The 20,474-nt window shown below is 39.8% G+C and carries 21 protein-coding genes; 7 read left to right on the top strand and 14 right to left on the bottom strand.

Annotated features, from left to right (window positions below; translation table 11 throughout):
• Positions 1-90 precede the first annotated feature (90 nt).
• On the bottom strand, positions 91-720 hold the full coding sequence (locus tag PaeCFBP13512_RS21690) for a nitroreductase family protein (RefSeq protein WP_069329558.1): 630 nt from the start codon (positions 718-720) through the stop codon (positions 91-93).
• A 250-nt stretch (positions 721-970) separates the two neighbouring features.
• Positions 971-2,182 carry an amidase gene (locus PaeCFBP13512_RS21695; RefSeq protein WP_137225916.1) on the bottom strand — a complete coding sequence of 404 codons (1,212 nt, stop codon included), beginning with the start codon at positions 2,180-2,182 and terminating at the stop codon, positions 971-973.
• Between the two features lie 201 nt (positions 2,183-2,383).
• On the opposite strand from PaeCFBP13512_RS21695, the gene PaeCFBP13512_RS21700 reads away from it, so the two are divergent.
• The 3 genes from PaeCFBP13512_RS21700 to PaeCFBP13512_RS21710 are packed head-to-tail and all read left to right on the top strand — an operon-like array spanning position 2,384 to position 4,095.
• Positions 2,384-2,866, top strand: a complete 483-nt coding sequence (locus tag PaeCFBP13512_RS21700; protein ID WP_069329560.1) for an Lrp/AsnC family transcriptional regulator — start codon at positions 2,384-2,386, stop codon at positions 2,864-2,866.
• 3 nt (positions 2,867-2,869) lie between these two features.
• On the top strand, positions 2,870-3,532 hold the full coding sequence (locus PaeCFBP13512_RS21705; protein WP_137225918.1) for a chromate transporter: 663 nt from the start codon (positions 2,870-2,872) through the stop codon (positions 3,530-3,532).
• Positions 3,532-4,095: a chromate transporter gene (locus PaeCFBP13512_RS21710; RefSeq protein WP_137225920.1), complete on the top strand. Its 564-nt coding sequence runs from the start codon at positions 3,532-3,534 to the stop codon at positions 4,093-4,095. Before PaeCFBP13512_RS21705 ends, PaeCFBP13512_RS21710 begins: the two co-directional genes overlap by 1 nt.
• Before the next feature lie 77 nt (positions 4,096-4,172).
• Here PaeCFBP13512_RS21710 and PaeCFBP13512_RS21715 read toward each other — a convergent pair whose 3' ends face one another.
• From PaeCFBP13512_RS21715 to PaeCFBP13512_RS21725, 3 genes are all read right to left on the bottom strand, one after another.
• Positions 4,173-5,246, bottom strand: a complete 1,074-nt coding sequence (locus PaeCFBP13512_RS21715) for an S-layer homology domain-containing protein (protein ID WP_137225922.1) — start codon at positions 5,244-5,246, stop codon at positions 4,173-4,175.
• 85 nt (positions 5,247-5,331) lie between these two features.
• Positions 5,332-5,970 carry a hypothetical protein gene (locus tag PaeCFBP13512_RS21720; protein ID WP_069329563.1) on the bottom strand — a complete coding sequence of 213 codons (639 nt, stop codon included), beginning with the start codon at positions 5,968-5,970 and terminating at the stop codon, positions 5,332-5,334.
• Positions 5,967-6,524 (bottom strand): RNA polymerase sigma factor, encoded by a 558-nt coding sequence (locus PaeCFBP13512_RS21725; protein WP_137225924.1) that lies wholly within the window; start codon positions 6,522-6,524, stop codon positions 5,967-5,969. Before PaeCFBP13512_RS21725 ends, PaeCFBP13512_RS21720 begins: the two co-directional genes overlap by 4 nt.
• Before the next feature lie 295 nt (positions 6,525-6,819).
• Between PaeCFBP13512_RS21725 and PaeCFBP13512_RS21730 the strand changes: the two genes are divergently transcribed.
• Positions 6,820-8,154: an SMP-30/gluconolactonase/LRE family protein gene (locus PaeCFBP13512_RS21730; RefSeq protein ID WP_137225925.1), complete on the top strand. Its 1,335-nt coding sequence runs from the start codon at positions 6,820-6,822 to the stop codon at positions 8,152-8,154.
• A 99-nt stretch (positions 8,155-8,253) separates the two neighbouring features.
• Here the strand turns inward: PaeCFBP13512_RS21730 and PaeCFBP13512_RS21735 are convergent, their stop codons facing one another.
• Complete coding sequence (locus PaeCFBP13512_RS21735) at positions 8,254-8,658, bottom strand: CBS domain-containing protein (protein WP_069329566.1); 405 nt, start codon at positions 8,656-8,658, stop codon at positions 8,254-8,256.
• A 206-nt stretch (positions 8,659-8,864) separates the two neighbouring features.
• Here PaeCFBP13512_RS21735 and PaeCFBP13512_RS21740 point away from each other — a divergent pair, with 206 nt between their 5' ends.
• The gene (locus PaeCFBP13512_RS21740; RefSeq protein ID WP_161594336.1) at positions 8,865-9,287 is read left to right on the top strand and encodes an Imm63 family immunity protein; all 423 of its coding nucleotides are present in this window, start codon (positions 8,865-8,867) and stop codon (positions 9,285-9,287) included.
• A gap of 88 nt (positions 9,288-9,375) precedes the next feature.
• Here PaeCFBP13512_RS21740 and PaeCFBP13512_RS21745 read toward each other — a convergent pair whose 3' ends face one another.
• The 3 genes from PaeCFBP13512_RS21745 to PaeCFBP13512_RS21755 all read right to left on the bottom strand — a co-directional run bounded on the left by PaeCFBP13512_RS21745 (position 9,376) and on the right by PaeCFBP13512_RS21755 (position 13,479).
• Complete coding sequence (locus tag PaeCFBP13512_RS21745) at positions 9,376-9,828, bottom strand: Lrp/AsnC family transcriptional regulator (RefSeq protein WP_069329568.1); 453 nt, start codon at positions 9,826-9,828, stop codon at positions 9,376-9,378.
• A 238-nt stretch (positions 9,829-10,066) separates the two neighbouring features.
• Positions 10,067-13,087 (bottom strand): ATP-binding protein, encoded by a 3,021-nt coding sequence (locus PaeCFBP13512_RS21750; protein WP_137225929.1) that lies wholly within the window; start codon positions 13,085-13,087, stop codon positions 10,067-10,069.
• A complete protein-coding gene (locus PaeCFBP13512_RS21755) occupies positions 13,087-13,479 on the bottom strand; it encodes a response regulator transcription factor (RefSeq protein WP_069329570.1) in 393 nt (130 codons plus the stop codon). Before PaeCFBP13512_RS21755 ends, PaeCFBP13512_RS21750 begins: the two co-directional genes overlap by 1 nt.
• Before the next feature lie 268 nt (positions 13,480-13,747).
• On the opposite strand from PaeCFBP13512_RS21755, the gene PaeCFBP13512_RS21760 reads away from it, so the two are divergent.
• Complete coding sequence (locus tag PaeCFBP13512_RS21760; protein WP_069329571.1) at positions 13,748-14,260, top strand: CcdC family protein; 513 nt, start codon at positions 13,748-13,750, stop codon at positions 14,258-14,260.
• A 100-nt stretch (positions 14,261-14,360) separates the two neighbouring features.
• On the opposite strand, the gene PaeCFBP13512_RS21765 is transcribed toward PaeCFBP13512_RS21760, so the two are convergent.
• Positions 14,361-15,374, bottom strand: coding sequence for an NADP-dependent oxidoreductase (locus tag PaeCFBP13512_RS21765; protein WP_137225931.1), 1,014 nt, complete (start codon positions 15,372-15,374; stop codon positions 14,361-14,363).
• Between the two features lie 266 nt (positions 15,375-15,640).
• Between PaeCFBP13512_RS21765 and PaeCFBP13512_RS21770 the strand changes: the two genes are divergently transcribed.
• Positions 15,641-16,621, top strand: coding sequence for an L-lactate dehydrogenase (locus PaeCFBP13512_RS21770; RefSeq protein WP_069329573.1), 981 nt, complete (start codon positions 15,641-15,643; stop codon positions 16,619-16,621).
• 142 nt (positions 16,622-16,763) lie between these two features.
• Here the strand turns inward: PaeCFBP13512_RS21770 and PaeCFBP13512_RS21775 are convergent, their stop codons facing one another.
• The 4 genes from PaeCFBP13512_RS21775 to PaeCFBP13512_RS21790 form a co-directional block, all read right to left on the bottom strand.
• A complete protein-coding gene (locus tag PaeCFBP13512_RS21775) occupies positions 16,764-17,528 on the bottom strand; it encodes an alpha/beta hydrolase (RefSeq protein ID WP_137225933.1) in 765 nt (254 codons plus the stop codon).
• Between the two features lie 566 nt (positions 17,529-18,094).
• Positions 18,095-18,559, bottom strand: a complete 465-nt coding sequence (locus PaeCFBP13512_RS21780) for a universal stress protein (RefSeq protein WP_241669458.1) — start codon at positions 18,557-18,559, stop codon at positions 18,095-18,097.
• Positions 18,560-18,613: 54 nt separating this feature from the next.
• A complete protein-coding gene (locus PaeCFBP13512_RS21785) occupies positions 18,614-19,828 on the bottom strand; it encodes an MFS transporter (RefSeq protein ID WP_069329578.1) in 1,215 nt (404 codons plus the stop codon).
• A gap of 26 nt (positions 19,829-19,854) precedes the next feature.
• Positions 19,855-20,274 carry a MerR family transcriptional regulator gene (locus PaeCFBP13512_RS21790; protein ID WP_069329579.1) on the bottom strand — a complete coding sequence of 140 codons (420 nt, stop codon included), beginning with the start codon at positions 20,272-20,274 and terminating at the stop codon, positions 19,855-19,857.
• Positions 20,275-20,474 lie beyond the last annotated feature (200 nt).

Raw genomic sequence — 20,474 nt, forward strand, 5'->3', positions numbered from 1 at the left:
CTTTAATATCAATGACATATCAAAAAGCCTGACGTATATCACGTCAGGCTTTTTGATTATATATCATCTACTCATTTAGAAGAAACAATCTTAGAATGAGTTTTTGATAACTGCTTCAGTTAAATCAAAACGTCCAGAAGCATAAGCAGGTTTTGCTGCTTTACCTACGCTGATTAGGATCGTTGGGATATAACGAGCAGGTACATTGAAATGTTCTGCAAATTTATTTTTATCAAATCCACCCATAGCACAAGTATCATAACCCAATGCTTTTGCTGCAAGCATTAAGTTCATCGCTGCAAAAGAAGAATTGACATTTGCACTATCGCGTGCAAATTCAGCACTTTGATAAGCTCCATCAATTTGAGCCACTAATGAATCACGAATTTCTTGAGTCAATGCTCCTCCTTCAACAGCTGCATCATAAATTGTACCTGCATTTTTGTTCGCTTCTAGATCCGCAAGAATAGCAACTACAAAAGAACTGTCTGACACTTGAGATTGGTTATAAGCGATTGGCAACAATTCTTGTTTTTTCGCTTCATCGTCAATGACAAGGAATTTCCAGTGTTGAAGGTTCCAAGCAGATGGAGCATCATTAGCTGCTGTCAGAATTGTATCCATATCTTCTTGTGGAATTTGGTAACCTTTTTCATACGATTTTACAGAATGTCGTTGCTCTATCACTTGAATCGTTTCTGGCTTAATTGCGTTAGACATGGGTTTATTCTCCTTTGGGGTGGGGGTTGATGAAAGCTAACGATAAACTTAATTTCATTTGTGAATTAAGTAACATTTAGTAACTATCTATATAATTCATTGTTATTGTAATAGATATGTTGATAGCTTGTCAACAAATGTTAAACCATATTAATTCTGCTCCAGATATTGGTAAAATAAAACAAGCTCTCACCGAAAACCTTTCGAGATGTAAAAGGAATTTGCGATATAGAGCTTATGTGATATTTATTCATTTCTGACGTTTATGAGTCCAGTCTCTTACCCATTCAAGCAAGCGAATATCTTGCCCTTTCCCTGCGATCACTGACAATCCAATCGGTGCACCTTGTACTGTAGCGACTGGAATACTAATCTGTGGCAGACCGGCTAGACCTGCAATACAAGACAATTGCATCGTCTGGGAACGACGACGTTCATTTTCTTCTCCTTGAATATTAAGATAAGGAGCTGCACCTGTTGCTGTTGGCAACACCAGTAGTCCGTGCGTACCCAATAATTGATATAGACGCTCACTCACTTGTTGTTTTAGAGCAAATGAATATGAATGATCTTCCAGACGTAATGTGGAAGCCCATGCAAATCGATCTGCAATATCTTTGCCAAAAGAAGGTTGTGTGGATTCTATCCACTGCTGATGTTCTTGCCAGATTTCTAAAGCTTGGATCGTACGAAAAGCAGTCATCCATGCCGACAATCCTTCCGGTGCAATCTCTGTCCATGAAGTATGACCGTTGTTTTCTTTAAGATAGTGAGTCATTTCTTCCAACGATTCTTGCAAAGCGGTACGTGTATCAGGTTCTGCTAATGCCCAAGCTTCTTCTGGAAAATAAATATGATCGAATAGAGAACGCTCATTATGCTCTTCTGAGGAATCGATTAATACTTTGCCTACTTCTAATAACATATCAGCAGAGTTCGCCATCCAACCTACGGTATCAAATCCTTGTGCAAGTGGAATCACTCCATCGATCGGAACCAAACCGTGTGTAGGACGCATACCATAAATACCACAATACGATGAAGGAATACGTACAGAACCTCCTGTATCTGTACCGATCGCAAAATCTCGCAGACCTGCGGCAACAGCTACAGCTGAACCGCTAGAAGAACCTCCCGGAATACGATCCGCTGCTTGTGGATTAATCGGTGTTCCATAATGAACATTTTGCCCATTTAAGCTATACATCAATTCATCGGTATGTGTTGTTCCTTGTAGAATAGCTCCAGCTTCGAGTAATCGCTCTATCGCTGAAGAAGTATAACTAGCAGGCGAATGAGTCCGCAACCAGTCTGGATTCCCTGCACTAGCTGTATGACCTGCAAGAGCAAATACATCTTTAACTCCGAATGTCCATCCAGAAAGTGATCCTTGTAGCGCCTGTGGTGAAGATGAAGCCATCGTCAATTGCTCGTTCATAAAGGCATTCCATGTTGAACTCATCTCTATTCCTCCCTACCGATACCATCTCTATTCATTCCTACATATCCACGTAAGCTTTGTGTAAGTAAATTTCAATTTTTATGTTGAAAACGATTTTTAATCATTATATATTTAAACATATCGTAAATGAAAGAGTTATTTTCGAACCAAAACGAAATAAGATAACGATGTAAATAAAAATGATTAGGAGGCATAAATAAGATGAATCATCACCGTTCTTCAACCGATCAACCTGTCGATATTGATGAGATTGACCGCAAAATTATTACCATTCTGAATAAAAACGGTCGAATTTCATATACTGACCTTGCCAAAGATATTGGTTTATCTCGTGTAGCTGTACAAGCTCGAATCAATGCTTTGATAGAAAATGAAGTGATTGAGCGCTTCACTGCTGTTATTAACCCTGCCAAAATTGGGATTACTGTATCGGCATTCTTCAATGTAGAAGTAGAACCCAAGCATCTTCAAGAAACTGCGGATCAATTAGCCGAAGAACCGTTTGTCACTAGCCTTTACCATATGACAGGCCCTAGCAAATTGCATATGCACGGATTATTTATCGACAATCAAGAAATGGAGTCTTTTCTAAAAGATAAATTGTACAATATGCCTGGTATTATGAGCGTAGATTGCCAAGTATTGATTACCCGTTACAAAAGTCGGATGGGAATGAGGCTGTAATATATGAGTAAACCATCGACTACACCTTCCAAATCTACATCTACGACTCCTGTTTATCATAAAGCGACCTATAGTGAATTATCATGGGCGATGGTACGTACCGGTATTCTTGGTTATGGCGGTGGGCCTTCGGTTATGCCTCTTTTTCGTTATGAAGCGGTGACTCGTTATCGCTGGTTAAGTGATGATGAATTTGGCGAAATTCTAGCGCTTGGCAATGCTTTACCCGGTCCAATTGCTACGAAGATGGCAGCGTACTTGGGCTATCGTGGCAAAGGTGTGCTCGGGGCTATTTTAGCTGTGATCGCTCATATTCTCCCTTCTTGTCTAGCGATGATCGTGTTATTATCAGCAGTCTCTTACTTAAGCCAGTCCAAAATCATTCAAGGAATGATTGCTGCTGTGGTACCTGTAATTGCTGTCATGCTAGGCGTAATGGCATACGAATTTGGCGAAAAAGCGGTTAAAGGGCTAGGCATTAAAGTCGGTATTGGACTATTTATCGTAGCGTTTATTCTGTTGCAACTGGTAAATGTCCATGCAGCTATTGTGATTGCATTATTTTTAGCCTATGGAGCGGTTCATTTCAAATTTGTTCAATGGCTGAAAGATCGCCGTAACCCACCTAATCCGCCTGTAAAGCCGACTGAAGGCGGTGGTGCTTAATGGTGACACTGACTATTGATTGGATCGAATGGCTTCGTTTATTTTGGGGCTTTTTTCTAGCCAATGTACTTGGTTATGGTGGAGGCCCTGCTTCGATTCCACTGATGTACAACGAGATTGTAGCGCATTACCACTGGCTAGATGACAAAACATTTTCGAATGTGCTGGCGCTTGGTAATACACTTCCCGGGCCTATTGCGACGAAGATTGCTGCTTTTGTCGGGTATGATGTCTCAGGGATAAGCGGAATATTTATCGCTTTATTTGCGACGATTGTCCCTTCGGCAGTGGCTTTGATTCTACTGCTTAATCTATTGCAGAAATACCGTACTTCTCCTGTAGTCAAAGGATTAACATTACTGGTTCAGCCTGTTATCGCTGTAATGATGGCGGTACTGACATGGCAATTAACAGCAGGTTCGTTTGTCTCGATAGGCATCTGGCAAAGTCTTGGTATTGCTGCTGTCGCTTTCTGGGCGATGCAAATTCGCAAAATTCATCCTGCGTTTGTGATTCTAGCGGCTTTTGTCTATGGTGCATTGGTACTTCCGAATTTTATTTGATCAACATAATATCAATCAAATGTACACCAAAAACGACTGTAGATCATCTACAGTCGTTTTTTCACCTATTTATATGATTAATCTGCAATATTGCTGTTACCACTTACTCCATTGATACTGCCTGCTTGACCAGTGACAGGTGAACCATCGCCATTACTTGCAAATTGAAAAGCATAGCCGTAATTGGTATCTGCTTTGAAATGTTGCAATTGATCGGCTGTGAGGTACGCACTTACATAGGTGTAGTCTACTTTTTGCGCATTTCCTTCATATGTCCATGCTGTGGCAACATTCACATCATAATTCAATCCTTGTAGACGTTTGACTTCGGCTTGTACTTCTTTGCTATTGGTTTCTAAAGGAGTGCCGTTCGAAAATAAATCGATCGCTACAAAATACTTCATATCTTTTCCTGCATATTGATCTAAAGCTTTTTTCAATCCACTCACGTACAATATTTCTCCGTTGTTCGGTGTTGCATAACTTTCAGATACCATGCCTCCACTATTGGGCTGAGGGACAGGGTCAGATGCTTTTTTCTCGTGCGGTAATATATCGATTCTTACTCCTTTGTCTTTCGGTTTTGCTACTTTATCGTTTTTAATCTTTTTCAAATATCCTAAAGCATGATGCAGGATCGCATTTGCTTCTGCACGAGTGATTTCTTTTTTCGGATTCAAGTTTTTGTTGTGATCTAACTTTACAATCCCAAGCACGATAGCCAATTGTACTGAACCTAAGAATGAAGGATTTAGCTTTTTCATATCTTTGATATTAGGTGTAATCACATCAATCGCTGGCATGTTTCCTGCTGTTTGTAGAGCAGTCATCACTTCATCAATATAGCGTTCACGACTAATCTTTTGGTTAGAATGTGCTGCTTTGGATTTCAGTTTGAATGCTTTTTCAATCATTTGGCTCGCTTGTTTTTGTGTTAATGTTTTACTGGATGCAATGGTTGTATTGCTAACTCCATTAATAGTCGGTTGAGCATGTAATTTCACCATTCTTTCTTGTCCGGTTACACCATTCAAGTCTTGAACGCTAGATGTAGCTGCAAAAGACATACTCCCTAGTGATAAAGATAAAATAGATGCAGATAAGATTGATGTTACGATTTTTTTATTGATGTTGTTGTTTTTGTTATTCATGGTAATTCCTCCTCGAATGTTTGAACAATAATGGCTTACACTATAAAAGACGACGTTTAGCAGATCAGGTTATTTTTGCTTTCTATTATTTTTTAAAATCGATATCAATACCTTGATCCGCATCTACAGGCAAACCATCACCATTGGTAGCAAAACGGAATCCATAACCATAATGCGAATCTGCTACAAAATTCTTTAATTGATCGGCTGTAAAATAACCTGCAATATAGGAGTAATCGACTTGTTGTTGATTGCCTTGATACGTCCACGCTGTAGCATAACCTACCTTATAATGGAGCGCAGTCAGACGTTCTAATTCGTTCACAGCTTCTGCACTGTTAACCTCTATAGGCTTCATATCGTTAAATACATCAATCGCTACAAAGTATTTCACATCTTTCCCTGCGTTTTTCTTCAAAGCTTGTTGAACTTCTGGACTATAGAATTTACTTCCATTGACAGGTGTCGCATAACTATCTGATGGAATACCGCCTGAAGGGGTAGTTTCACTTTGAATAACCGTTCCAGATGCTGTATAGATCGGATTTTGTTGATTCCAGACATTTGTAGCCATAAATGAAATAATAACTGCCGCCGCGGCAAAAGCTATAGCACTTGACCATTTCAGCCAATACTTCGATCTTGGTTGACGACGTGCTTCATATCGGGTCAATAAATCATCGTCGATCTGTCCAATAGCACGATAAAGTTGTTCACTATTCATAAGTAGATTCCTTCCTCTAGAAGATAAGCTTTGAGCTTGGTACGTGTACGAAAAAGACTAGCTTTGACATTGTTCTCTTTCATAGCAAATTGCTCAGCCATCTCTGCTTGTGAACGGCTATACCAGTATCTGGCTAAAAACAAATTGCATTCACGCTCAGGTAACGTATGCAGAAATTGGTTGATCGTTTTCGCCAAATCTTTTTCCAAAATAGCTTGTTCGACATCATAATCAGAAGGGATACAATCATCGAGTTCGCCAAGAATAATAGTCATTTCTCCACCACGCTTTTGAGCTTTTTTCGCTTTAAATTTATCAAGTGATAGATTTCTAGTAATTCTGCCTACAAAAAAAGACAGTTTACTTGGGCGTTGTGGAGGAATGGCATTCCATGTACGAAGCCATGTGTCATTAACGCATTCTTCTGCATCTTCGGAATCACTCAAAATGTTATAAGAGATCGTATAGCAATATCTTCCGTAATGGCGGGAAGATTCTGTTATCGCTGCTTCATTTCTCGTTATAAATAGTTCTATAATTTCGTTATCTTCCACGTATAGGCTCTCCTTTGTGCTACATATACTCTTCACTTATACAGACGATAAATCATGACTCAGGTTATTTTTAAATAGCTAAAAAAATAATTATTTTCTTCCCATCTACAAATGTAATATAATTCCAGTCTAAATACGATGTAGATCATTCTTGAAAGACTAGATACTCTTGTATATTTTTCGATAGATATGTAACTATTGTCTTTTTGTTGTTAAAAGAAGGATGCTCCCTTTCGATAGCGAATGCTACCCTTAGGCTTATGATGCCAAATGAAATGTACAGGAGGGATTATTTTTGAAAAAGTGTAAGTCGCTTGGGGTTATTGTCGCTATGACGGGGTGTTTATTATTATCACCATCGACTGGATGGGCAGCAGATAAGGTAGATTCAAATGTCCAGACTATTGTAGAGGGTAAAAGTACCGATCAAGTCAGCCGATTAATCGGTCAGACCTTGTACAGTCCTTATGCTTTGGTAGCTGATCAGTTGGATGCTCAAGCTACATGGGATGCCGATCAAGGCACATTAACGCTGACCAAAGGTACAACCAAAATCACTCTCAGTGATCGTGCTACATCTACAACCGCATCGTATCCTACACTACAACTTGTAGGGGACCAAGTATTCGTATCTGTACGTGCTGTTTTTGAAGCTTTTGACTACAAAGTGATATACACTTCTGCTACTCGCTCTGTCACTATTCAACCTTCTGCTCCTGTTATCTCTAATCCTACGCCTACAGCAACATCAGACACTTACAAATCAGTCTCGATTTTAACAGACCTTGATCCAAGCACAGCTACAGGTCTGCGGATAGAAGGTGTGATTGCTAATGCAGATAATCAAGTGTTTACTGTCGAAATGGGAAGTAAAACATTATATCGGATTGCCGCAGATACGGGACAAATGAATGCATTGACCGAATTACCACGTTCAGGTACAGGAATGGCACTTGATACGGATGGTAATCTCTATATTGCAAGCGGAGGCGAAGAAGGTCTTATTTACCGGATCAATGAAGAAGACTTATCCAGTGCGGCTTTTGACTCTTCCAAAGTAGTCACCTATGCCAGTGGAGTTCCGGGAGCGAACGGATTAGCCTTTGATGGTAGTGGTAATCTGTATGTAAGCGGTGGAGCTACAGGAGCTATCTATAAAGTTTCGGCAAGCGGACAAGTCAGTACGTATGCCAGCGGGATCTTGCCTACACGTGAAGAGCAAAAAATCGTAGTGAATGGAATTGCTTTCGGTACAGATGGACAATTATATGTGAGCAATACAAGCTCTGGAGAAGTGAATCGCTTTGCGATCAACAGCGATGGTTCTCTAGGACAACGACAACTTGTTGCTCAAAGCCCGCTATTATATGGAGCAGACGGCTTAAATTTCGGACCGGATGGTGCTATCTATGTAGCAGCTAACGAACGTAATGCCATTGTACGTGTTGGTCTGGATGGACAAGTACGTGATATCGCTAGCAACAATAACAATGGGCCGTTAGAATTTCCTGCCAGTCTTCATTTTGTAGGTAATACATTATATATCAGTAATTTTGATCAACCACGCGGGATCAATAATCCTAATGATCCTGGTATTGGTGCTTCGATCGCAACGATTGATTTTAGCTAATAAGAGAACAACAACAATACACGCCCAACTGTTCATATCTGATGAGCAGTTGGGCGTGTATGATTTTATAATCGTATGCTATCTCTAGATACAGACCACTTAGTCTGTAATATTATCATTATAGTATTCAATAATATCTTTGCGACGAATAATCCCTAGAAATATGCCTTTAGAATCAATCACAGGTACAAAGTTCTGATCAGCGGCAAGCGATAACATATCTTCCATCGCTGCGGTGATAATAACACTTTCGTTGCGGACATGCTTTTGAATATCATAGACAGGAATCTCACGCATTTTTTCAAAATCAAGATTGCATGTATTTTTGAGTTTCCATAATAAGTCCCCTTCAGAAAGAGTCCCTACATACCGTCCAGATTCATCAATAATCGGCAAAGCAGTATAAGAATGACGCTCTAATATCTCTAAGGCTTCAAACATCGAAATCGTTGAAGGAATATAAGCGACTTGTTCTTTAGGTAATAAAAAAGAAGAAATTTGCATCTGCTGTAGACACTCCTTTGGCTATAAATTGGTGATGTATATCTATTAAAACATACATATGACTATATTTGAAAGCGATTGCAGGTTGAGATTTTGTAACTATTTGATGAGATTGAAGCAGTCATTCAGTTTATTTATACTATAATAGACACGACAAAATGACACCCGAGCTATACTCAAGCTCTAGAAATGAGGTTCTTGTTATAATGATCTATCATGCCAATCAAATTATAGAAAAGATCACAACACTACTTCAGAAAACAACAATCTATAATCAACAGCACCATATGAAATGGGTACGTGCTCCTTTTTTCGATCAAGAGCCATTTGAACTTTCTCCGTATGTTCAGATTACAGACGAAGGATATGTATTACAAATGTACGAACGTAATGTGCAAATGCTCAACAAACTTACGACCGATGTAGATGATGTGGTGTACTGGATTTTGGAAGATACGATTCAACTGATTCTACACACTGATCGATTACAACGTCAACAGGATTCTTCTTATACAGCTAGAGATGAAATATCTATTGAAGAACAAGCTAATCAAGCCTTTTCTGAAATAGGTGGAATCTATGAACAATGGCATCATCAACATCGTCGCAGTACATTAGAGACGCCTTAGATACATCATAATCACTACCAGAACAGTCTATAGCACGCAAAAGGATCTTGTCTCTACAAGATCCTTTTTTGGCTAACACCAAACAACGTTAGATCGTTTGCTGATCTTTGCTCATAGCAGGAACAAGAGATTTGTGATCGATAGGAGAAGAAAGTGTAATTAACGTAGTATACGAGCCGTGGCTAGTAATGCAATTTTCAAAAGGTTCCAAATCCATAATAGATGCAGTCACCACTTTAATCAAATAATTGTAATCTCCGCTTACTCGGTGACATTCTACGATCTGAGCAGTATCCTGACAAAATTGCACAAACGAAATACCATCATGCGCACGGAATAAATAATACGCTGTCGTATGTTGTCCAATCTTATCCGGTGCGACCACTGCTCGGTATTGTTGAATCACTCCACTCTCTTCCATTCGACGTACTCGTTCCGTGACGGCTGGTTGAGACAGCCCTACTTCTTTTCCTAATTCGGTCATTGAAATACGTGCTTGGGTTTGCAGACAGAGTAGAATATGTTGATCCACCTGATCCATGAATGTTCACTCCTTTAATTTCAAGGTTATAACAATAAATAAATTTGAATCCGTAAGTGTATACACGAAATAAATCGGTTGTTATATGTAGTATTGCGATAATATCATATAAAATGAACAGAGTAAATCTTTACTATTCTAAGCGTATCACAAAAACACCTTCACACTGAAATGGCTATAGATCAATTGGATCGACTTAGCTTATTTTTTCAGTAGAAGGTGTTCTATGATGGAATGCTTATTCAGGATTGTGAGGGTCTTCTTTAATCCAATCCACTTGAATAAAATCTTCATTTACTTGTAATTCCGCTTCGCCAAGTCCATTTTTTTGCAACGTAGTCTTGACCGTATCTTCATTTTGCATAGCGATTACCAGCCCTGCACTTTTGGTTTCACTCTGAATTAAATGCATCCCTAGCTCTAGCAACCGTTCTACGCTAAATGGTTTCTGCAAATAACGTTCATTTGAAGTCTCTGCATAATTATCGGGTTGATCTAAAGCAGAAGAGATGATTACAGGCACATGGCGATACGCTTTATTGTTTTTGAGCACTTGAATAAAGTCCCAGCCATTTTGAGGGCCATGAAGCTGTACATCGACCAGACATAATAGTGGCGGTTGCTCACTATATTCTAGAGCTAACAATGCTTCTTCTGCGGTGTCCATGCGCAAGATCTCGTAATGCTGTTCTTCAAAAGTAGCTCCGATCAGCCGTGCTAGATTTTCATCGTCTTCGATCACAACGATTTTGTTATCCAGTGTACGCAGATGGAATTTAGGCAATTTCACATAAAATGTACTGCCTTTTCCTAAAATCGAATCAAAGTATACTTCTCCACCCAAATCTTCCACAATCTCTTTCACAATTGCCAATCCTAAGCCTGTTCCACCGATCTGACGACGATCTGAATTGTCTACCCGATAAAATTTACCGAACATATGGGGCTTCGATTCTTCAGGTATGCCCAGACCATAATCTTGAACCGCCGCAATCCAGTGGGTATCTCCATCCATCAAACGAATATCGACCCGTTCTTGTCCGGGCGAATACTTAATCGCATTACTGATCAAATTATGCATAATCTGTGTAATACGGTCACTATCTGCTCGTACCAGACACACACCTTCAGGCACATCAATACCAATCGTATATCCCTGCTTGTTATCCCATTGCTTGGCGACATTTTGTATAATCGGATTCATATCAAATGGAACCAATGTATAATTCTGCTTGCCTGATTCCATCCGCTGTAGATCTAGAAAATCACTGATCAGATTGGACAACCGATTCGCTTCTCTATGAATCGTTTCCATGTATTTCTTCGCTTTTTCCGGTTTTACTTCACGATGAAGCAAAATCTCTACAAAGCCTAAAATACTCGCAAGCGGTGTACGCAGTTCATGAGATACAATACTTACAAATTCGTTTTTCAACTGATCAGCTTGCTCTTCTTCTGTACGATCACGGAATACAAATAGATGATAATTTTCCAGATTCATCCCTTTGATCATATTCATATACATTTCCATATAATAAATAGAACCATCCCGACCTTGTAGGGAGAACTGCGTTTTCCATTCTTTCGTCTCATTGGTGAGTAACTGTTGAATCTGCTCACTAAGCATCGTATGTTCTACGGTATGCTGATCTAGGTATTGGGCAAGCGAAGTAATATTAGCACCGGTAGATAGTTCTGGATTCACACGACTGACCTGCTGGTTGCAAAATGAAATGGTACCTTCAGGATCACACAGCACTAAGCCTTCATGCAAAGAATCGATAATTTGCTGAATTGTATCTCGTTGTTGCTTGAGCATCCGCTTTTCCAATTCCAATTCAAGATTGAGTTCTTCCAGACGAACACTTTGTTTACGCCGCTCTTCACTCGCTAATTGAGCTTGATAAGCCAGTCCGAATTGCCCGATTAATCCTTCAGTCATCAGCTTGTCTTTGATATGAACCATAAGACTACCGTATGTGGTAAACAGAACAAATCCGAGCACATTCATCTCTTCGTTGAAAATAGGATAGTAATGATCGTCAGCCCGCTCATATCCGTGATGGACGCCTTTTTCTTCCATACTTAGACTGCGACTACGTACCACAGGAAGCTTTTCTTCTAACACTTGTAATGCTGGGCCAAATAAATGTTCAATCGCTTCTCCATGTATCGTACGCGGCCATCCAATCGAATACACCATCCGTGAAGAAGCAGGATTACCAATCTCATCTTGCACCACTAACATCAGAGCATCATGACGAGTAGCTTGCATCAATGCACGCAGACTGCTTTCCAAAAAGTCATTCATTTGTGCAAAACCGGTAAGCTTTTCCTGATACGAATTAATCAGTTGTAACTGTGTCTCACGTTCAGTTAATCGTTCCAAAATCGTTTCTTGCTCTTGCTGTTGCATCAGAATCTCTTCATTCTGCGCTTCCAATTCATCATGCTGTTCTCCCATTTGACGGAGACTTTCTTCCAATTCTTGATGGCGTTCTTTCAATTGATCGCTCATATGATTAATACCGCCAACCAGACCGCCGATTTCATCTTTGGAAAACGTATCTTCTAAATGAATATATTCGCCGTGGCTAATCCGCTCGACCACTTGTTCCATTTGAGCGATCGGGTGAATAATCGACTTCCGCAGATACCGAATCAAGATAATCGCTGTGCCTAATCCTAAAAAAATTAAAACAAGCGGTACAAACAGTATTAACGAATTTAAATGTCTACTTTTCGCAATCAGATCATTCACTTCTTGCCGTTCAATCTGCATTAAGCGATCCAGTTCACTATTGACCGATTGCACCAGACTGGTCGTGATCGTCTGCGAGATGCGATTGATTTCAGCTTGATTATTCTGCTGTTTGAGCGTTTGCATCACTGGGAAGTAACTGAAATACTCTGTGCTTTTACTTGATAATTCATCCAACCGGGAATCTTCAGCCTGTGCTTGTTTAAATGTATTTAATCGTTCAGTAAATGCATCACGACTGGTCTCTGCTTCAAGCAAAAATTCATTTCGATCATAAGCAAGATACGCTCTAAAATCAGACACTGCTGTACGATAATCTTCATCCATATCTTGAATCTGATTTTGCTGATCCAGATGGATATTAATATCATTCGTAATGTCTGCTGTTTGTTGCTTAAAAAACCATTCCACCATAAAAATAATAATGCCAAAAATCAGAAAAAGCGCAATCGTCCATAATGCGACGCGACGTGCCAGTCCCCCGCGGGCTGGATTCATTATTCATCCCCTCCGCCGCTGCTCGACAGTAATTCTTCTGCTGCATCCATCAATTGTAATGGACTAAACGGCTTCGACATATACAAAGAGACTCCCGCTTGCTCCGCACGGATTCGATCTTTCTCCTGTGCTTTGGCGGTCAGTAAAATAACAGGTTTCTGCGCATTGACTCCACCACTTTGACGTAGCCATTCACAGACTTCAATCCCTGTCGCTTCTGGCATCATATAATCTAAAATCACAAGGTCAAAAGGGTGACTCGACAGCTTTTCTTGAGCTTGCTTACCATCTTCTGCTTCAACCACGTTGTACCCTTCATCTGCTAATGTTTCCTGAAGCAAAAAGCGTAAAGCCGGTTCATCTTCTGCGATTAAAATTTGATACGTTGTCATTTCATGTATCCCCTTTGTTGTAAAAGATTATAGAATCATGTCTTGCGATGCCAAGATTATATACGGTAATAGATCTCCTCTACATTTTACTATATTTAACTATTTCGACAAAATTGCTTTTGATAGATGTAGGTCTTTATCATCATAAGTAAAATTTTAACAAAATAGACGACTTTACAAGCTTTGCTACCGTCGATCGCTCCTGTTAATATGATATAATGAAAGCGTAATTCCATTTTAATTACAGAAGAGGGGTTTGACCTTTATTATGCTACAATTTAGTCCCTCATTTTTACAGATCGGATCTACTGTTGGTCTTCTAGTGATTGCGATAACTGCTATTTTGGTACGTTCTCGCACCAATCACCGACCGGTTAATGCCAAAAAAATTCTGATCCCACCTATGGGAATGAGTACTGGTTTTCTAATGTTTGTGGTGGCTGATTTCCGGGTATCCTGGATGTGGGCTTTAGGTGCTTTTTTAGCAGGATGGTTTATTTTCTCTTATCCTTTAATTCGCGGTACCAGATTCGAACGTTCAGGCACCGATATCGTGGTTCAGCGTTCAAAAAGCTTTTTGTTTATTTTGATTGGTCTGTTGATGATCCGCTTACTATTGCATCGGTTTATTGAGCAATATATTTCAATTCCGCAGACAGCAGGCGTATTCTTTATTCTGGCATTTGGAACATTATTGCACTGGAGAATCTCTATGTATCGCCAATATCGCAAAATGACTTCAGATCCAGATATCTCGTTGTCTCATCCATCTACCAAATAACAACAAAAAGCCGACTTCTATCTATATAGATAAAAGTCGGCTTTTGTATTAGAGTACACTATTATTAAAGTTCATTGATCTTCGATGATAAAGTATAGGATTAGTCGGTGACTTTAACCAATTGTTTACCTAGATTTTCGCCGCTAAATAATCCAATAAAGGCTTTAGGTGTATTCTCAAAACCTTCTACGATATTTTCACGATATTTGATTTTGCCTTCTTTAACCCAGCTACCCATTTCTTTCAATCCTTCAGCAGCATCTACGGCATAATCTCCTACAAGGAATCCTTTAAGGAGCACAGTGCGTTTGAGTAATGTCGGTTGAATACGTGGTCCGATATCTGGTTTTTCATTGTTATACAGTGAAATTTGTCCACATAATGGAATACGAGCATTGGTATTGAGTAGATCGATTACAGCATCTGAGATCTCGCCGCCTACATTGTCAAAATAAATATCGACACCATCCGGGCAAGCTTCTTCTAGCGCTTCACGGACAGGTTTCTCATCTTTATAGTTAATGACTGCATCGAATCCAAGTTCATCTAACAAATAACGATTTTTTTCTTCTGAACCGGAGATCCCTACAACACGGCATCCTTTAATTTTACCAATCTGTCCTACTAACATCCCTACAGCACCACCTGCACCAGAGACAACCAGTGTCTCGCCCGGTTGCGGATTACCGATACGTAGTGTGCCAAAGTAAGCTGTTAATCCAGGCATACCCAGTACACCAACAGCTGTAGAGATAGGAGCCAATTCGGGATCGACTTTGCGGCACGTATCCGCTTCTACTACTGCATAACGTTGCCATCCCCATCCACCAACAACGATATCGCCTTCTTGATAACGAGAATCGTTACTTTGCAGAACTTTACCGATAGAACCACCGGCTACAGGTTCATTTAGAGCATAAGAAGCAGCATAAGACTTCGCTTCACTCATGCGTCCTCTCATATAAGGATCGACCGATATATATAAAGTTTGAATTTGCAGTTGTCCTTCTTTAGCTTCCTCCAGTGGTTGCTGATCTATCGTAAAGTTTTCTGCGGTAGGTACACCTTTTGGACGGCTTACCAATAGAATGCGTTCATTTTGAATAGTAGACATCATTTATTCCTCCTTGTTTTGCTTACTCTTTACTATTACCCTTAATCATCTATTCTATCGCTTATTCACACTTTTTTCACATTCTGATCATTCATAATAAATATTAAGTTAACTTTCATGACACACCTGTTAATAATAGACAAAATAAAGTAGTATAATAAAAGATGATGAATACTTAATTGACATTAAAATGCACTTTAGTTGTGTTTTGTATCATATAGATCAATCAACGTTAGAGGTATATTTAGATTAGTAGGAGGTTAGCTATGCGTAGAAAATCAAGAAAAGTCGCTATAGTGGGTGCAGGAATGGTCGGTGCAGGTTGTGCCTATTCGATGATCAATCAGTCGATTGGTGATGAGATTATGATGATTGGACGTACACATGAACGTGCAGTCGCTCAAGCTCTTGACCTTTCCCATTGTATGGAGTTCACATCCCATCGTACCAAAGTGTATGCAGGGACATTACAAGATTGCGGAGATATGGATATTGTGATTATTACAGCGGGTGCTAATCCTGTACCCGGTCAGAATAATCGAATGAATATTCTCCATGAGACGGCGGCTATTGCTCGTGAAATTACAGAACCGATTGTCGCAAGTGGATTCAACGGTGTATTTATTGTTGCGGCTAATCCGGTAGATGTGATTACTCATCTAGTATGGCAAATTTCAGGTTTTCCGCGTGAACGTGTGATCGGAACAGGGACATCGATCGATTCTTCCCGTCTCAAAACATTGCTGTCTGATGTCTTTTCAATTGATCCACGCAGTGTACATGGTTATGCGCTTGGAGAACATGGAGAATCTCAATTTGTAGCATGGTCGCATGTAACGATTGGTGGTAAGCCTTTATTGCATATTCTGGATCAACATACGGCTCGTTTTCCCGATCTGAATCTGGATGATATTGCTCGCAAAACCAAAGATGCAGGCTGGGAGATTTTTACCCGCAAAGGGAACACTCAGTTCGGTATCGGTAACGCGCTTGCTTATATTGCCCGTTCGATTCTGAATGATGAACAACGAATCATTGCAGTTTCTTCTATATTAGAAGGTGAATATGGACAACACGATGTCTGTGCAGGAGTGCCTGCAATTATCGGCGGTGAAGGCATTAAAGAAATTATCGAACTTCAACTGACCGCAGAAGAGCAGGTCAAGTTCGAATATTCTTGTCAGCAAATTCGTAGTGGTATCGAAGCTGTTCTTCCTGTGATCATTCCAAATAGTGATGTTGTCTAATTTATAATCAATCTATCTGCTCACTCTAAATAGTGAACAACTATCAAATAAAAAAAGAGCTATACTTCTGAATCATCAGATCGTATAGCTCTTTTGCTTGTATTAAATATTCATTTATAAAGCTATATTATATTCTTTCTAGTTACTCTTCCGAAATCGATGCTGCATCCCACTCTAGATCTTCCAGAAATCGGTATACATCCTCAAAGACCAGATCATGTTGCTTGTCCATCGTTAGAATATGACCGGATTGGTCATACCATTTCAGCTCCTTGAGCGGCATAGTCAGATCTTCATAAATAATTCGGGCACTTTCTAGATAAAGCTCTTCATCAAGCTCTCCCTGCATAATCATTGTCGGTGCAGAGATACGCTTCACTTGACTAGCAGTGGAGGCGATTAGTTTACGCAGTTGATCCAGACTGTGTAGTGGCTCTTCAGCCAGCTCTATCAGTTCCTGCTCAATCTGTAGCTCTTCTTTGCCCTCAATAGACTTGAACCAGCGAGCATATTCGAGTACCCGTCTGAGGATATCCTCATTGTCTTTTTCACGTATAGGTGCGCACATAGAGACAATAGCTTTGGCGGGAAACAGAGTTCCCAGTCGCAGGGAGAATACACCGCCCAGTGATACACCAACTACAGCGATCTCTTCATACCCTTCCTGCTCCAGATATTCATAACCGTCTACAGCACTTTTCCACCATTCCGAAGGTTTCGTATGTAGCAGTTCCTCTGGAGTACTGCCGTGTCCTTTATACAGTGGTCCATGGCAGGTATACCCTCTATCATTCAGGAAACGTCCCAGTTTGCGGACATGCAATGTATTGCCAGTGTATCCATGTAGCAGTAGAGCAGCCCTTGCTCCTCCGCGATAGGTAAATGACTGAGGTGGAACCAGTTTCATCCGATCATCTCTCCAATTCTATTTTCTCTATATTATAAACAGAATGACTGCTCTAAAAGCAGAACCAGAAGTAAGAATACCATATTTGCTAGCGGTAACCTAATCCACAGTATACGGATCAGAAGTCCTCGTAGTTGTTGGTTATCCTACTTCTGGAGAGAGATTGCCACCTTATTTTGTTACTATGATATCATCGGAATAAGTCACTATATAGTTCGCATTGTCAAAGGCTGATGCAGGAACAGAAAGATCGGCTACAACATTTTGTAAGCGAATTACAGGCAGGATCTTATTTCCCTTCTTCCACTGCGCCACAAAATGAGTAATCCAGCAGATCGATAATAGAATAGTGTTGAAGCTGTTCTACCCGTAGTCATTGCTAAAAACGATACTTTCTAAGATGTTGTCTAATTCATAACCACTCTATCTGCTCACTGTGAATAGTGATCAACTCTCAAATAAAAAAAGAGCTATACTTCTGAATAATCAGATCGTATAGCTCTTTTGCTTTAGATTGAGGTCTATCGACTTTATACATCGATAGTCATCTATTTGTATTCTGTGTGTTATTTTACAGTCAATACTGGACAGTTCGCATGTTGGATAACTTTGTGACTGACACTTCCAAGGAATAGTTCAGACATCTTACTCATGCCTCTCGTTCCCATCACGATCAGATCATAATTCTGGCTATTCGCTAGATCACAAATAATGGTCGCTGGATCACCTGTCTGATAATTGATATCATACTGAATCCCTGTAGGATTAAGCACTTGACGATAAGGTTCTGTCATTTCATGACCTTCTTCATTTAACTTGGCATCTACATCGATCCCCAGGGGTGGTTCAGCAACCATCATTACCGGATTGACATGAACTGCTGTAAGAGATGGCTTATTGGATAAAGCTTGAATCAATTCGATTGCTTTCTGCAAAGCTCGATCAGCATGTTCTGATCCATCTACAGCGACTAATATTTTGTCAAATATCGAACTCGTTGACATCTGATCTTGGGCTTGAATATCATTCATCGTTATCCTCTTCCTTCTATTATATAGATTTGAACTGTAAATATAGTTCAATAATTAGTGAGCATGGGATACATCAATATCACGTAAATGGCGACGACGTACAATCAATACGATTACCCCGATAAATACCATTAGAGCACCAAAGTAAAATGGCATCTGTGCATTGTACCATTCTGATAATTTACCAGCTAACCAAGGAGAAGCCGCACCACCTAAGAAACGAACAAAGCTATATGAGGCAGAAGCTACAGAACGTTCTACAGGAGCCGATTCCATAACCGCTGTTGTAATCAACGTATTATTAATCCCTAAGAAAATACCGGCTACAATTACAGCTACAATCACAGTCGTTGGTGAACCCATAAATGTACCGATACCCATCACTAACAAGTCGATAGTAAATAAGGTCAACATAACACCCATCGAAGCAGCAAGATTGAAACGGCTTTGTAATTTAGGTGCTACAAATACGGAAGTGAAAGCAAGCAAGATTCCCCATCCAAAGAATACATATCCAAGTCCATGTTCATCTAAGCCCATGACATAAGGAGAATAAGCCATTAATGTAAAGAATCCAAAGTTATATAAAAACGCTACAATCGCTAATGTTTTGAGTGCTGGATAGCTAAGTGCTTTGAACGGATCAGCTAGTGAACTGCGTTTAGTTGGTTTTGGAATTTTGGGTAACACGAATAAAATAAACAAGAAACCAATCACCATCAATACACTAACTCCGAAGAAAGGACCTCTCCAAGAAATGGAACCCAATTCTCCGCCTAGCAAAGGACCGACTGAAATCCCAAGTCCCAATGCCGCTTCATACAAAATAATTGCTTTGGCTGTACCTGATGTGGATAATCCAACGATGGCAGATAATGCAGTTGCGATAAAGAGTGCATTACCAAATCCCCATCCTCCACGGAACCCAACGATTTGAGCAATCGTATCTGATGCGCCGCCCAATGCGGAGAACACAATAATAAGCAAAATCCCACTTAATAATGTCCATTTCACTCCGATCCGACTGGATACAAAACCTGTAATTAACATGGCTAGACCAGTAACCAAGTTATAGCTTGTAAATAATAAAGACACCTGACTTTTACTAGCGTGTAATTGATTAGCAATCGCTGGCAAAATAGGGTCGACTAGACCTAATCCCATAAATGAGATCACACATGCAAAAGCAACAGCCCAGACTGCTTTAGGTTGGGAAAACAACCCGCCACGTTCAGGCAGTTCTTTTAAAGTTGATGGTTTGGTACTCATATTGATGTATTCCTCCTTGGAAAACGTTAATTTAATTTAGCGAGTCCTTCTTGAATCCGTTGACGCAATAATTCTGCATCTGCTTTGAACGCATAAATACGGCTTAATTTCTCATCCACCATATGTAGCTGTTGATCTAACGTCTTGTTCATTTCAATCAATTGCTGTCGACGTTCTTCTTCATCCGTAGTGTTGCGGTATTGCTCGCGCTGATCATTGAGCATCTCGGTTACTTTGACATAATGCTGTAATTCTTGAAGCGAGAAGCCTAGCACATCGCGAGCGTTGATGATTTTTTTGAGCCGATCAATATCGGTCTGACTGTACAATCGTGTTCCGCCTTCACTGCGCTGAGGAGAAACAAGCCCAATCTCTTCATAATAACGAAGCGTACGCTTGGTTAAGTTACAGGCTGTAGCTACTTCATCAATCTTGTAGAGAGTCATTTATTATCCCCACCTTTTTTGAAATAAATCCCCTTTTATATAAAAATAATTACATATTGATTATGTAACTATAATACTACTATCTCACGTTAACGTCAATGTTATATCGTAAATTTATATGTATTTTTTGTTATATAATAATTTAATATAGATTTATTATATTATCTTTATTACGTATCCTCTATCCATATTTATCATTA

Origin of the sequence: Paenibacillus sp. CFBP13512 (assembly GCF_005233705.1) — a bacterium.
Lineage (GTDB): Bacteria > Bacillota > Bacilli > Paenibacillales > Paenibacillaceae > Saccharibacillus > Saccharibacillus nuruki.

What these genes read in the sequence shown, in the direction of transcription:
- PaeCFBP13512_RS21700 (WP_069329560.1), top strand. Translation starts at nt 2,384, where the DNA reads ATGAATCATCACCGTTCTTCAACCGATCAACCTGTCGATATTGATGAG.
- PaeCFBP13512_RS21745 (WP_069329568.1), bottom strand. Translation starts at nt 9,828, where the DNA reads ATGGATCAGGTGGATCAACATATTCTACTCTGTCTGCAAACCCAAGCA.
- PaeCFBP13512_RS21760 (WP_069329571.1), top strand. Translation starts at nt 13,748, where the DNA reads ATGCTACAATTTAGTCCCTCATTTTTACAGATCGGATCTACTGTTGGT.
- PaeCFBP13512_RS21770 (WP_069329573.1), top strand. Translation starts at nt 15,641, where the DNA reads ATGCGTAGAAAATCAAGAAAAGTCGCTATAGTGGGTGCAGGAATGGTC.
- PaeCFBP13512_RS21715 (WP_137225922.1), bottom strand. Translation starts at nt 5,246, where the DNA reads ATGAATAACAAAAACAACAACATCAATAAAAAAATCGTAACATCAATC.
- PaeCFBP13512_RS21720 (WP_069329563.1), bottom strand. Translation starts at nt 5,970, where the DNA reads ATGAATAGTGAACAACTTTATCGTGCTATTGGACAGATCGACGATGAT.
- PaeCFBP13512_RS21705 (WP_137225918.1), top strand. Translation starts at nt 2,870, where the DNA reads ATGAGTAAACCATCGACTACACCTTCCAAATCTACATCTACGACTCCT.
- PaeCFBP13512_RS21695 (WP_137225916.1), bottom strand. Translation starts at nt 2,182, where the DNA reads ATGAGTTCAACATGGAATGCCTTTATGAACGAGCAATTGACGATGGCT.
- PaeCFBP13512_RS21755 (WP_069329570.1), bottom strand. Translation starts at nt 13,479, where the DNA reads ATGACAACGTATCAAATTTTAATCGCAGAAGATGAACCGGCTTTACGC.
- PaeCFBP13512_RS21710 (WP_137225920.1), top strand. Translation starts at nt 3,532, where the DNA reads ATGGTGACACTGACTATTGATTGGATCGAATGGCTTCGTTTATTTTGG.
- PaeCFBP13512_RS21690 (WP_069329558.1), bottom strand. Translation starts at nt 720, where the DNA reads ATGTCTAACGCAATTAAGCCAGAAACGATTCAAGTGATAGAGCAACGA.
- PaeCFBP13512_RS21750 (WP_137225929.1), bottom strand. Translation starts at nt 13,087, where the DNA reads ATGAATCCAGCCCGCGGGGGACTGGCACGTCGCGTCGCATTATGGACG.
- PaeCFBP13512_RS21740 (WP_161594336.1), top strand. Translation starts at nt 8,865, where the DNA reads ATGATCTATCATGCCAATCAAATTATAGAAAAGATCACAACACTACTT.
- PaeCFBP13512_RS21780 (WP_241669458.1), bottom strand. Translation starts at nt 18,559, where the DNA reads ATGAATGATATTCAAGCCCAAGATCAGATGTCAACGAGTTCGATATTT.
- PaeCFBP13512_RS21735 (WP_069329566.1), bottom strand. Translation starts at nt 8,658, where the DNA reads ATGCAAATTTCTTCTTTTTTATTACCTAAAGAACAAGTCGCTTATATT.
- PaeCFBP13512_RS21790 (WP_069329579.1), bottom strand. Translation starts at nt 20,274, where the DNA reads ATGACTCTCTACAAGATTGATGAAGTAGCTACAGCCTGTAACTTAACC.
- PaeCFBP13512_RS21785 (WP_069329578.1), bottom strand. Translation starts at nt 19,828, where the DNA reads ATGAGTACCAAACCATCAACTTTAAAAGAACTGCCTGAACGTGGCGGG.
- PaeCFBP13512_RS21765 (WP_137225931.1), bottom strand. Translation starts at nt 15,374, where the DNA reads ATGTCTACTATTCAAAATGAACGCATTCTATTGGTAAGCCGTCCAAAA.
- PaeCFBP13512_RS21775 (WP_137225933.1), bottom strand. Translation starts at nt 17,528, where the DNA reads ATGAAACTGGTTCCACCTCAGTCATTTACCTATCGCGGAGGAGCAAGG.